The organism is Desulfobulbus rhabdoformis (assembly GCF_016919065.1).
Classification (GTDB): Bacteria; Desulfobacterota; Desulfobulbia; order Desulfobulbales; family Desulfobulbaceae; genus Desulfobulbus; species Desulfobulbus rhabdoformis.
The window spans coordinates 41,385-54,332 of record NZ_JAFFQA010000016.1; the positions used below are offsets into that span (position 1 = coordinate 41,385).

Annotated in this window: 9 protein-coding genes; 4 read left to right on the forward strand and 5 right to left on the reverse strand. The window is 51.3% G+C overall.

Annotated elements, in window-relative coordinates; genetic code table 11:
- Positions 1-259: 259 nt before the first annotated feature.
- Positions 260-1,165 (reverse strand): PhnD/SsuA/transferrin family substrate-binding protein, encoded by a 906-nt coding sequence (locus JWJ90_RS10405; RefSeq protein WP_205227160.1) that lies wholly within the window; start codon positions 1,163-1,165, stop codon positions 260-262.
- A 498-nt stretch (positions 1,166-1,663) separates the two neighbouring features.
- Here JWJ90_RS10405 and JWJ90_RS10410 point away from each other — a divergent pair, with 498 nt between their 5' ends.
- The 4 genes from JWJ90_RS10410 (at position 1,664) to JWJ90_RS10425 (ending at position 5,854) form a co-directional block, all read left to right on the forward strand.
- On the forward strand, positions 1,664-3,097 hold the full coding sequence (locus JWJ90_RS10410; protein WP_205227161.1) for a PAS domain S-box protein: 1,434 nt from the start codon (positions 1,664-1,666) through the stop codon (positions 3,095-3,097).
- Positions 3,098-3,108: 11 nt separating this feature from the next.
- Entirely contained in the window at positions 3,109-4,122 is a 1,014-nt protein-coding gene (gene amrS / locus JWJ90_RS10415) for an AmmeMemoRadiSam system radical SAM enzyme (RefSeq protein ID WP_205227162.1), read from the forward strand.
- Between the two features lie 303 nt (positions 4,123-4,425).
- A complete protein-coding gene (locus JWJ90_RS23565; protein WP_205227163.1) occupies positions 4,426-5,082 on the forward strand; it encodes a ferric reductase-like transmembrane domain-containing protein in 657 nt (218 codons plus the stop codon).
- Positions 5,083-5,254: 172 nt separating this feature from the next.
- Positions 5,255-5,854, forward strand: coding sequence for a YceI family protein (locus tag JWJ90_RS10425; protein ID WP_205227164.1), 600 nt, complete (start codon positions 5,255-5,257; stop codon positions 5,852-5,854).
- Between the two features lie 55 nt (positions 5,855-5,909).
- Here JWJ90_RS10425 and JWJ90_RS10430 read toward each other — a convergent pair whose 3' ends face one another.
- Genes JWJ90_RS10430 through JWJ90_RS10445 form a run of 4 tightly spaced genes read right to left on the reverse strand, consistent with a single transcriptional unit; the run spans position 5,910 to position 12,784 of the window.
- Entirely contained in the window at positions 5,910-6,716 is an 807-nt protein-coding gene (locus JWJ90_RS10430; protein WP_205227165.1) for an efflux RND transporter periplasmic adaptor subunit, read from the reverse strand.
- A gap of 15 nt (positions 6,717-6,731) precedes the next feature.
- On the reverse strand, positions 6,732-8,777 hold the full coding sequence (locus JWJ90_RS10435; protein ID WP_240194874.1) for a preprotein translocase subunit SecA: 2,046 nt from the start codon (positions 8,775-8,777) through the stop codon (positions 6,732-6,734).
- 42 nt (positions 8,778-8,819) lie between these two features.
- Positions 8,820-10,964, reverse strand: coding sequence for an efflux RND transporter periplasmic adaptor subunit (locus JWJ90_RS10440; RefSeq protein WP_205227166.1), 2,145 nt, complete (start codon positions 10,962-10,964; stop codon positions 8,820-8,822).
- Positions 10,961-12,784, reverse strand: a complete 1,824-nt coding sequence (locus tag JWJ90_RS10445) for a GAF domain-containing protein (protein ID WP_205227167.1) — start codon at positions 12,782-12,784, stop codon at positions 10,961-10,963. Before JWJ90_RS10445 ends, JWJ90_RS10440 begins: the two co-directional genes overlap by 4 nt.
- Between the last annotated feature and the right edge of the window lie 164 nt (positions 12,785-12,948).

Sequence of the window (12,948 nt, forward strand, 5' to 3'; positions counted from 1 at the left end):
AAGCGTTCTTCCCTTATGGTTTTGGAAAACGGCTCTAGGGTGTCTTGAATAATTAGATTTTTCAATCAAGGCCAGGTAAGCGTAGACTCCGAGGATTGCGCAAAATTTTACCGCAGGTATATGGCTGATATTCCGAGGATAAAATTTTAAGCATGACGCCGGGATTGGCAGAAAAAGCAATTATTCAAGATTCCCTCTAGAGGGTGTAGACGGGGAGGGGGCTTTATGTTTGCCTGAATCCGTGAACAATCACCCGCCGTTATGGATTCAGGTCTTTGTTGGCAGTCGGTATCTCCAGATTCCCTTTATACGCCCGGACCGTCTTGTAATCATTATCCGCTGCCCGTACCGCGCCATAGCGGATGGAGCGGCCCCAGCGGGCCATTTCTTTTTCCCCTTTCTGGGTCGGATCAAGCGTGATCATGGCCTGTTGAATTGCCTGCATGGTTTCTGGGGAAAGGGTCGCCTTGTTGCCGATCAGGGCAAAACCGGGGAATGGGGGAGTCTCGGCGAGAAAACGGAGCCCCATATGAGCGTATCGCTTTCCAATGGCGGTTTTGATTCCTCCAATATCAAACTTGCCGCGTATGACCGCAAGGGCGACTTCATCATGTTTCCCCAGATAATGGTAGCTGTTCTTTTCGCAATTGGAGTTATGGTTGCTTAACAGCCCATTGACAGAGAGGTAGCCGCAGGTGGATAGCGGTTGGGTGAGGGCGATACGGTGATCTTGCAGGTTGGTCAGGTTAATGGGTTGATCGGCTAGGGCAATGATTGAACAGGTATATTTTGGCTGCCCGGAAGCTTCTTTAAAATGAATCAGCGGTTCCGCCTGAGCATACTCAGCGCGTAGTTCCACATACGGAAGGGGGCCAAGGTAGGCCAGATCGATTGTTCCTGATTGGAATTTTTCTAAAATTTTTGCGTAATTTTCTGAAAAATCGAAAATTATTGTGCGTCCCAGTTGCTCTTCAAGGTATTCAATCATTGGTCGAAATTTCAGGACAAGAGCCTCTCGATTCTCCATGGGGAGGGGAGCAAAGCGGATGGGGGACTCCTTGGCAGCCTTGGCAGAAAGGGGACTTGCTCCGAGAAGCAAAAGCAGACCCAGCATTGCCCACCAGAGCATCAGGTGAAGGGGAGCCGAGGGGCGGTGACTATCCATGGTATGAACTCCTTTTAGGGAAAAAAACAGAGGTCTCTTGGGCGATTATCAACGAGAACCTTTGGAATACGCAAGAGAAAAGAGGTACTTTAATAAGAATGAATCTTTTTGGCAAAGCTATCTGCGAGGAAATTGTGTATCTGGCGTGTGCTCCACAACCAAAATTTCCATTTCAATAAATCCTTATTCATTCAAGGGGATACGCCTGTTCAACAAGCACTCGCCTGCCCGGATCCAGAGCGTGGTTTATCGTCTCTCATGAACTCATCGCAGTGATAATTCTTCAGCGTTGCTGGTGATAAAAAGGGGTGTGCGAGTCACATCAATTCCTGCGAAGCCTTTGTCACGTAAGGGATGGCGGGCAAGACCCTTTTGATGAAAAAGGGAACATACTGTTTTGAAAGAAAAAAATGTATGCTCAGCACCTTGTCTGTTGTATCCTATTTGTATCCATCTCAATGGAGATATGTTTATTATACATAACCACGGAGGGGAATAGTGGATGCGAACACTTCAGGCAGGACAAACGATGCAGGATCGCGTCGCCTCTTAAATGAACTACAAAAACAACGTCTTGAACTGCAGCGGCAAAATGAAGAGCTTCGTTTAGCTCGAGCCGAAGTTGAGGCCGGACTGGAAAAATACTACCAGCTCTATGATTTTGCTCCAGTGGGCTACTGCACCGTGGATCAGGAGGGAGAGGTACTCGAGAGTAATCTGGCAGGCGCCCTTTTACTGGGGGTGGATCGGGCACGTTTGCTTAGGCGTCATCTGAAGCAATTCGTTGCCCCGGAATCTTTTGATCAGCTGGGAACTTTTTTTTCAGAAATTTATTCCACCCGGAAAAAGGCAACTGGTGAAATCTTAATTCCCAATAGTGATGGGGGGCAACGTCTGCTTTATCTGGAGGGCGCCGCCTTTGAGGACCAATCAGGTGGGCGACGCGGACGCATTGCCATGATGGATGTGACTGAATCCAGGCAAAATTCCGTTGAATTGGAGCACTACCGCTACCACCTTGAAGAACTGGTCCAACAGCGCACCAGTGAGTTGGAGATGGCTAATCTCCAGTTAAAAGAGCAGGCTGAAAATCTTGCCTCTATTTATAAGGCATTGCAGAGTATTGGCCTGATTGTCTGCAGTCTGACCCAAGACAATGCCCACATCGATATTTTCAGTGCCGGAGCCGAGCGACTTTTTGGTCATCGCCAGGATACGGTCCTGGGAAAATCGCTTTCTCTGATTTGCCCTCAGGAAGGTTCAGGACATCTCCTCTCCCAGATGGGACAGTGGCGACAGGGCCATCCCATGCAATCCATGAATATGACCCTGGTCCGGCAAGGTGGAGAGCAATTCCCAGCCGTTGTCTCCATCCATCCTTTTTGTAAAGTGCAAGGCGAGTTTACCAAACTGGTTGGAGCTTTTCGTGATATTTCCGAACTTATCGAGGTGCAGGAGCAACTGCAGGATATGAACGATGAGTTGGAGCGACGAGTAGCGCTCCGAACAACAGAGTTGCACGAATCCAACGTTGCCTTGACCGTGCTCTTAAAAAAAAGGGAAGAAGATCGAAAAATACTAGGTGAACAGGTTGTCTCGAACACTTCGCATCTGGTGGAGCCGCTGCTTGAACGGCTCCGCAAAACCAACCTGACTGCAGAGCAACGTACTCTGGTGGATATACTTGCCACCAATATTAACGAAATTACCTCTCCCTTTGCCAGTAATTTCTCTTCGAAACTCAACCGGTTGACTCCGGCAGAGCTGCAGGTTGCCAATTTGGTGAAACTGGGGAAACGAACCAAAGAGATTGCTGAGATTATGCACCTTTCGCCTGGCACAATAAGCATTCATCGAAAAAACATTCGCAGAAAGTTGGAACTGACCCACCAGAAAACGAACCTGCAGACCATGCTTTCCAATAATTCTTAAGGGGTTGCGTTATGCATGAGGCTCTATTTTATCAACAAGAGAGTGATGGCAGCGTCTCCTGTCATCTTTGCCATCACCGTTGTCACATTCAACCGGGAAAACGAGGTCGCTGCGGTGTTCGTGAGAACCACAACGGTCAACTGATTTCACTGGTCTATGGGATGCTGGTCGCGGAGAGTGTTGACCCCATAGAAAAAAAGCCCTTGTTTCACCTCCTCCCCGGTAGCCGTTCCTATTCCATCTCCACAGTTGGCTGCAATTTTCACTGTCTCCATTGCCAAAATTATGAGATTTCACAGTATCCGCAGATGCATCAGGGGCAGATCGCTGGAAGCAGGCGCAGCCCTGCCATGGTGGTGGAGCAAGCGGTTAAATCCGGCTGTGCGAGCATCAGTTATACCTATGTTGAACCAACCATATTCTACGAGTTTGCCTTTGATTGCAGCACCCTCGCCCGCAAAGAGGGGCTAAAAAATATTTTTGTCAGTAATGGTTTTATGACTGCAGAGGTGGTGCGTCATCTGGCTCCGGTGCTTGATGGCATTAATATTGACCTCAAGTCATTTCAGCCGGATTTTTACCGTAAGGTTTGTAAGGCGCAACTTGAGCCGGTCTGTGAAAATATTCGTTTGTTTTACGAGCTGGGCGTTGTCGTCGAGGTAACGACCCTGGTCATTCCCGGCCTCAACGACAGTGAGGATGAGTTACGTCAGATCGCCCGATTTCTCGTCTCGATATCTCCAGATATCCCCTGGCATGTCAGTGGATTTCGTCCCACCTACCACATGGTCGATCGCCCCTCCACCTCTATGGAATCGCTGATTCGTGCCCGTGAGATTGGCATTGAAGAAGGATTACGCTATGTTTACACCGGCAATCTAGCCATCCCCGATGGTGAAGATACCTTTTGCCCCTCCTGCAGCAACCTTGTGATTCACCGTCAGGGGTTTAACAGTCAGGTAGTAGGCTGCGAGAATGGTCATTGCAGCCACTGCGGAAATTCGATTTACGGTGTCTGGAAGTAATCCCTGAATCGGTGAGGGCTGGCGGATCACTGAAGAACATCCTCGAGCGATGCGGCAAAAAATTTTTAACAAATTCCCTTGTTGTTCAGCTTCACCCGCCGCACCTATGAATGCTCTCGGATGCAAGTACTCCTGAATCTTTTCGCTGTGTATGCAAGACTGCAAACAATCTTTGCTCAAATGCAGTGTTGATTTGCATTAAAACAATGAGAATTATTCTTTCCAAGATCGATGATTGCGGCATCCACTGCCAGGTCTAGCAGCGGCTGGTCGAATTTGTTCCATTTCCCTGGAGAGAATATCGTGCAACAAAACAAGCCAATCCAATCTCCCCGTGAAAGTATTACCAAAAAAATTCTGGTAATTGCCGGGGGGGCCCTTCTTACCGCAGCCGCTCTTGCTGTTCCTTTTTTCTATCCGACCGAGACCCTGTGGTACAAGGTTGGTTTCGCTAAAATACTGTTGCAGATCGGTCAGTTTGCAGGCCTGCTCACCCTTGTTTTTCTTGTTATGCAGGTGCTTCTAGCCCTGCGCCCAGGTTTTCTCACCCAGGGGTTCAGTTCAGGAACGTTGATGCGTTGGCATCGAAGAAACGGTATCGCTGTGGCGGTGCTGGCAACAAGCCATGTACTGCTGGTTCTCGCACCGGAAGGCATCTCCAATCTCCCTATTGGATGGGAGTATTGGCCGGAGGCGCTGGGGGCCGCCACCTTGGTACTCTTGTTGGTGACAGTGCTTCTGTCCCTGTTTCGCTCCAAGCTGAAACTCAGTTTTGCCGGCTGGCGTGTGCTGCATCGTTCCCTAGGCTATGGTCTGTTTCTTCTGCTTACCTTACATGTGCTCTTTGTCAGTGAATCATTTCAATCCGGGCTCCCCCGTTATGGCCTGATCGCTGTTTGTATATTTGTTTTTGCCACTGCTGTTGGTCTCAGGGTGCGTCTTCGTCGCCCTTCAACCTGAAGGGGGTCTTGAATAATTAGATTTTTCAATCAAGGCCAAGGATTGCGCAAAATTTTACCGCAGGCATATACATGATATTCCGAGGATAAAATTTTAAGCATGACGCCGGGATTGGCAGAAAAAGCAATTATTCAAGATTCCCTGAAAGTCATTCCCCTTCATGGAGGATACTATGCAATATTTTCGTCTTCTTTTCCTGAGTGTAACCTTACTTGCCCTGAGTGTACCGCAGGCTTGGGCGCAAGCCCGAAGCTGGGATGTGGATGCAGTCCATTCCAACGTCTACTTCAGCATTGATCATATCTTTTCAAAGGTGCATGGCCGCTTTACCGATGTAGAGGCTGCTCTTGCCTTTGATCCTGATGACCTGCAAGCAAGCAGTCTTTCTTATACGATCAAGGTCGGCTCGGTGGAGACTGGTGAGTCAAAACGCGATAAGCATTTGCTTTCTTCTGATTTTTTCGATGCGGGTAAGTATAAAACCATAACCTTTGTTTCAAGGTCGATTACAGATGCCGGTAATGGTCTCTATAATGTGGCGGGCACCCTGCGGGTCAAAGGAAAATCCCATGAGCTGGTTCTGCCACTGCAATTGGCAGGAGTCAAAGATCATCCTGCAGCAAAGGGAAAAGAGGTGATCGGGTTCAATGGTACCCTGAGTTTGGATAGATTGGCCCTTAATGTTGGGAGTGGCGCATTTTATACAATGGGCCTGATAGGCAAGGATGTTGATGTTCTGGTAACCATTGAGGCTCTTTCCGATAAAGAGTAAGAGACAATCTCAAAAACAACTCCCCTGAAACAGAGTTGTTCAGGGGAGTTTTTGCTTAACTTTTGGTAGCCTGCTGGGCGACTGTATCGGAAAAATATACCCGGCATTTTAACCCGGCCGGGACCTTGCCCTGGTTGTTGGGAAGGAGTAACCGCACCCCAAAGGTACCACTGGCCGCATCAATCACCTGATCGATAATCACCACCTTTGCCGTATAGCGACCGCCGATGGGTTCATCTGGCTCGATAACCGCGCTCTGATTTTCCTGTATCTTTCCATACAAGGCCGCAGGGACAATGACCTCCACATTGAGTGGGTCAATGCGGGCAGCCGTAAGAAAGGGCAGCTCGTTGACATATTCACCGGGGGCTCCTGTCCGTTTGACAATGACCCCGTTGATGGTACTTCTTATTTTACGCAGTTTTAACCGTTCCTGGGCTTCTTTCAACTGCATCCGCGCCAGGCGGATTTCAGTTTCCAGCTCATCTTTCTGATGGGCTGAAAGGAGCTTCTGCTTAAAGAGATCCTCGTTACGTTTGGCTTTGCGCAGACCAAACTCCACCTTGGCCCGCGCCAGTTGGACTATAGCCTGGTCAACACCTGATTGCAGCTCGGCAAGGAGTTGCCCTTCTTTTACCGTATCCCCCCGTTCGACATAAATTTTGGAGAGTATTCCAGGCGATTGGCAGCTGTAATCAACAATCTCACTTGGTTCCAGCATACCCTCAAGGGTGAGTGGTTCACTTCCCCAGGCTGTGGTTTGTATTAAAAAAAGACAGCCTAAAATGATCCAGAGTTGAGCCTTGGGCATAGTCATTTGTCCTTGATGGGTGGAGTTGAAGTGTTTATCCGAAAAGGGCATCGTCGTATTTCCAATTTATTCCTGACGCCCTGAAAAAGAGAGTAATTCATTGTGTTTTTGGTCCTGGCGGAACAGCTCGGTGCGCATGCGGGCATGAAAATTTTCCAGGCTCCTCTGCGCCCAGCGAAGCAACCAGAGACCCGCACAGGAGGAGAGGGCAGGGCGCAATCGGTTAATCCAGTCCGCTGCGGGAGTTTCCTGAAAAAGTGCGTCTTCCCAGGAGACGATCTCTTCGAAACTCCCCGGATCACCTTGCCGGCCACAGCGTCCGGCTAACTGGCGGTCAATTCGCATGGCCTCATGGCGTTCAGTGAGGATGACATGCAAGCCGCCCAGATCTTTGACGCCGGATTCCAGTTTAATATCTGTTCCCCGCCCTGCCATATTGGTGGCTATGGTGATATTGCCCTTTTTCCCGGCACTGGCAACCAGTTGGGCCTCGGTTGCGTCATGGCGGGCGTTAAGGAGTTGATGGGGTAATCCCGCCTGTTCCATCTTCCTTTTAAGCTGTTCCGAGGCCGCCACCGAGCGAGTACCAATGAGTACCGGCCGCCCCTTGCTCTGCTCTTCCTGTACACGTTTGATAACAGCATCCCATTTTTGGGAGATGGTGGGGAGGATTTCTGTGGGGCAGGTTATGCGCTGTACCGGTCTATGGGGCGGTATGCGAAGCGTTGGCAGCCCATAGACCGTCCAGAGTTCCCGGCGCACCTCCGAAGCGGTCCCTGTCATCCCGGAAAGGTGCAGATACCTCCGAAAAAAACGCTGGAAACTAATTTGGGCAAGGGTTGTACGCCGCTGGCTGAGTGCACAGCCCTCTTTAACTTCAATAAGCTGATGGAGGCCCTGTTCCCAGGAACGATCCGGCATAACCCGTCCGGTGAATGCGTCTATAATCTCGATTTTTCCCTCACGTAACAGATAGTGCTCATCCTTGTGATAGAGATGTAGGGACGCAAGCGCCTGGGTTATGATTCCCTCCCGCCAGACAAGCCCCTGCCATAAGGGACCAAAATTTTTCGCCTGATTTTTGATTGTCGCCTTTCCCTGCTTACTGAGGCGAATATGGCGCCGCGTATGGTCGATCGTATAATCCTGGGGGGCCATGAGGGCTTGGGCCAGACGTAAGGCCCTTTGCAGGTGGTGACGTTCTTCACCGCAATCATCATTTCCTGAGATGATCAGAGGGGTGCGGGCCTCATCAATCAAAATGGAATCGGCCTCGTCAACCAGGGCAAAATGCAGGCCTCGCAGCAGTAGACTCCGGTTACGACTGGTCTTTCGGTATAGATTTTCCGCAAGGGTTTGTAGTGGACCAATCTGTTCACCAAGAGTCAAGCGGTCACGCAGGTAATCAAAGACAAGTTCCTTGTTGGTGACATAGGTGATGGGGCACAGATAGCTCTTCTTCCGTTCATTCTCAGTCATTCCCTGGACAACATGACCGACCTCCAGCCCCAGGGCTCGGTAGAGCGGCCCCATTTCCTCTGCATCACGGGTGGTCAGGTAGTCGTTGACACTGACCACATGGACAGGCATTCCCGCAAGAGCCACTGTGGCAGCGGCCAGGGTTGCTGTCAGTGTCTTTCCCTCACCGGTTTGCATTTCAGCCACTGTATTGTGTAACAGCGCCAGGCCGCAGTGCAGTTGGCAGGGGTAATGGCGTTGCCCGAGGACCCGCCAGGAAGTCTCACGGATCAGTGCAAAACTTCTGGCAACAAGGGAAGGTTTAAGACCATTTTGATGGAGCTTTTGCTCCAGCGCCAGGACCTCTTGGCGTAGTTGCCCATCACTGAGTTGCCTGAATCCAGGGACCAGCTGTTCCACCTGTGCGATAAAACGGGCAGGGCGCAACCGGAGGTTTAAGAGGGGCTGCACTTTTCCTAGGACCCCATACACAACGCCCTCAACACTGGTCTCGACCCGATCAGCCTGTTCCGGTCTGAGCGTGTGGTCAGCTGGGGGATGGGAAAAAAGAGAGTGACCAAACATAATGATATCGTTGCCAGGTAGAGTCCAGGGGTGTTTTTTTATGCCCTCGTAGGGGGAAGAGAATTTCATCTTTTTGTGCTGTTAAGGAACTCGACACTAAGAGCAATAGGCTCAGATATCAAAGCGACGCATCACAATTCGGCGCAGACCTCGGGCCCAACGATAGATCAAGGGCTCGGCCGGGTGGTGGAAACGGACATACACCCGCTGATTAATTTTGTCTGCCAGCGGCTCGACAAGGCGTAAATCGAACTGGAACAGCCGGTCAAAGACCCGCGCCTCATCCCGATGGTTGGGATCAAGGGCAAATGGGCCGCCGCCCTCAAGACTCAGCGTCAGGCTGGGGAGGTGGTGAGTCGCTGCCGGTATCTGACGAATAATCCTTGCATCGAGTTCTCTTTCAGGTCTTTCAGCAAGACGAACCGTTGTTTTCAGGGTCTGTTCACGAACTCGATCGATATCTTTTTGGGGAACAAGCACACGAATGAGCAAATGTTCCGGGGTAAGGATATAGCCCAGGGGAACCCCGCGATGGAGATACTGTCCCTGCAGACTGTTGGCCTCAGGGAGGACCAACTGCCCGCCAAGCTCGGCACGAATGATCAGATCCTTGGCCCGTTCCTGGGCGCGGGTGAGTTCCGTTTGAATCCGGCTCACCTCCTCCTGTAAAATAGCAGCCTGGGAGAGATCCTGGGTACGGCTCTGCTGGTACCTGGCCTTGTATTCTCCCAGTTCTGCCGTGAGGAGCTCAATGCGGAGCTGCAGTTCCGGATCCTGACATTGAAGAATCTTAGTGTTGGGAGTCACCTGGGATCCATTGGCAACCAGGATCTGTTCGACAAAACCATTGGCTCTGGCGTGGATTGTGGCCTCATCAGGAGCCCAGACTACACCTTGGGTCAGGGTGGAGAGTGGAAAGGGAACCAGAGCGAGACCAAGGACCAGGAGGATAAGGGGCAACACGACCACCGTCATGACCCGGGAGCGTTTTTGTTGCATAACTCTATCCTTGAACAGAAAATGAAAGGCGCGGGACAGGGGGAAAAGGACCATGCTTACGGCAGTCCAGAACGCGAGCACGAGACCGAGAAAAAAAAATTTACCGGCAATAAAGAGAATGATGCGAATAGTAAGGAAAATTCGGTAGACGCTACTTGCAAGAGCATAGGCCAAGAGCCAGCTCGCCTCTCCTGGTGTTGTTGCCGGTGATTCAACCCCCCTATGGTGGAGCAGGTATTTCTGGAGCAGATAGCCAAAATATTTGCTGCTGCGGCTCCCGAGATTGGGGATCTCCAGAAAGTCAGTCAGCACATAGTAGGCATCAAAGCGAATCAGCGGATTGCCGTTAAAAAGCAGGGTGGAAACGCCACCGATCAGCATGAGATTGTAAGCGATGGCACGTACAGGGCCGGGCTCGATCTGCACCCAGACCAGCATGGCCAGGGCCGCCAGGAACAGCTCGACCATGATGCCGGCGGCTCCCACCAGCATTCGTTGATATTTATTACGAAAGGAGAGCGAGGTGGACGCATCCACATAGGGGATGGGAAAAAGCACCAGAAGCATGATGCCCATTTCATGGACCTCGCCCCCAAAGCGTTTGATCATAAAAGCGTGACCAAACTCATGCACCACTTTGACAAAGGGAAAAATGAGCCCAATCAGCGCCAGATTTTCCAGGCTGAGTATCCTGTCGCTGAGATTGTTGGTCAAATCCTGCCAGTGGATACCTGCCAGGACAAGACCGCAGAGCACCACTGCCAACCAGAGCGTCAGCCCAAACCAACCCAACAGGGGGCGAATAAGCGGCATCACACGCACAAGCATTTTTTCCGGATCAAACAGGGGCAGCACGATCGACATCGGCGAGCGCAGGCTTTGGCGTAACCGACTCTGGCGATTGCGGCTCTGACGACGCTCTATATCGACAAAATCCGGCTTGGTCTCAGTGTGTAACAGATCAAAGTGATGCAGTTGGGCCACCAACCCGATGACCTCATCCTGGGTGGGCATGTCCTCCCCCAGGCGTGCGCAGGCCGCCTCCCAGATGGCATCCAGGCGCAGCTGACCATTCATCAGACCGATAATTTGATAGGCTTCCGGGGAAAATCGATGATGGCGACCTGTGAAATGATCTTGAAGTATATACCAGTCTTCGCCGCGATAGGTGTGGCGATGAATCTGGACATGACTGCGTAGCCGTGGTTTGAGTGGGGCGACCCTATACCAGGAGCGGCTGAAGAGTTGTTGGCTCATGGCATCCAGCGCCAGAAAAAGAGCCGGAGCCACTCTCTCAGTTCACGGGTCCAAATGGAGATGAGGAGGCGGCGATCAATGGAGATTTTCCCGATGCCCTCCATGCCAGGGCGCAGACCGGAATCGATTGTATCCAGTTTGGCCTCCACCCGGAAAAAAGTGCGACCGTCTTCTGAGGCGGTAAGCGGTGTTATCTGTGAAATCGTAAATGGGTACAGGGATTCCGGTCGAGAGGCCAATACCAGTTTTCCCAGTTGCCCCACCCGAACATCCTCAATCCAGCGTTCATCTACCTGGAGAATAACTCGGTAACCACTGAGCGGGGTCACCTCAAAAAGGATCTCCCCCTTATCGACCGCCCCTCCAAGACGCTGACTCAGATCACCACTCACCAGGAGTCCAGCAAAAGGTGCGCTGAGCTGGGAGCGGGAGAGTTTGGCTTCAACGAGCCGTAACTCGGCAGTGGCCTGCTCCAATCGGGCATTGATAATCGTGGCCTGGGCTCTGTCATATTTGGCCACGGCATTTTGATGCTGGCGCTCGAGCTGTGCCCTCTGGCTGAGGTGAGCCAGTCTCTCTAATCGCAGATCACGATCATCCAGGGTACAGAGCAGTGCGCCTGCATCAACCACATCACCGGCCCGGGCCGGGGCCTGATCGATATAACCGTCATAGGGCGCAACCACAGCCCGACGAACCATTGCTTCAAGCTCGGTCTGTGCCGTCAGTCGGTATTCGCCCTTGGCAAAAGTACAAAAGACAACAGCTCCCAAAAAGAGCGCTGCAATCAATTTACGGCCAACATACCTGGGGCCAAAAAGCCTGCGAAGCTGTTGGCGGGCTGCATCACCCATCTTTTTGATAAGTGGTCGCTCCTGCTTTTCCAAAAGCTCAAGCGCAGGGGTGACCAGGGCCACCACAGCGCGAAAATAATCAAGATCATCTTGGCTGAAATTCTCCCCCTCGGGACGCTCACAACTCAGCACGCCGATATAGCGCTCGTGATGGTAGAGAGGAAAGCTGGCAATACACGAGTTATTTTGCAGTCGTGCAAGCTGCTCATGCTCGCGGAGAATGGATAGCTCAGCCTTTGTTTCGGGGGGATAAACGATTTCTTTGCGCTGAATAATGGCCTCTTCCATGGCTTGAACAATAGCCCGGCTGAGGTTCATCTTATCATTAAAATGAGACGAGTGGGAAACCGCCTCCAGGCGAATGGATCGGTTATGGGCAAATCCCAGGCTGACCCGCTCACATTGCATGGCTACAGCCAGCTCACTGACAAAGGCCGTTGTCGCGCTGTGAAAATTGTCTGCCCCAAAGGCTGCCGCCAACAGATCCACCGCTTTTTGGAGACGGGTGAGCACGGTTGCGTTTTCCACCACCTGCCGTCTGCGGAAAAAAAGTTCCAGCCAGCCTATTCCCCATTGGAGCTGGCGCATAATCTGGTGGAGGACCTCTTCCCGGGGTACCCTGACCTCCAAGGCCAGGATGACGCTGATTTCTCCATCGATTATGAGGGGGTAGGCCATTTGATAGCAACCGGCCTCGGGAAGGGGATCAATCAGCCCACAGCGCTCTTCCAGCACTTGCTCAAAAAGGGAGGAAAATTGCTGGGGATCTTCAACAACTGCTGGCCACTGGGCAATGGGAGCAACCCCTTTATCTTGGCGGAGAACAAGTATCGCCTGCCTGGCTTGCGGGACTATGTGGCATTGGAGGGAGAGCCAGTTGCGGTAATAGTCCGTTTCACTGGAAGCACTGAAAAATTTTTGCCAGAGTTTGACTGTCTGCTGTTGTTCGCTAGGCGATGATTCCATTGACATATGGATAGGCTACCAGAAGGGGATAAAGGTCAGATTGAGGGAGTTGATTGTGAAAAAAGAAGAAAATAAATGATTTTGCCCAATTAAACCAGATGTTGTTTGTACTGTTTCTGAATCCGTGAGAGTCCATACCCACGGATTCAGGGGAATGTGTATTG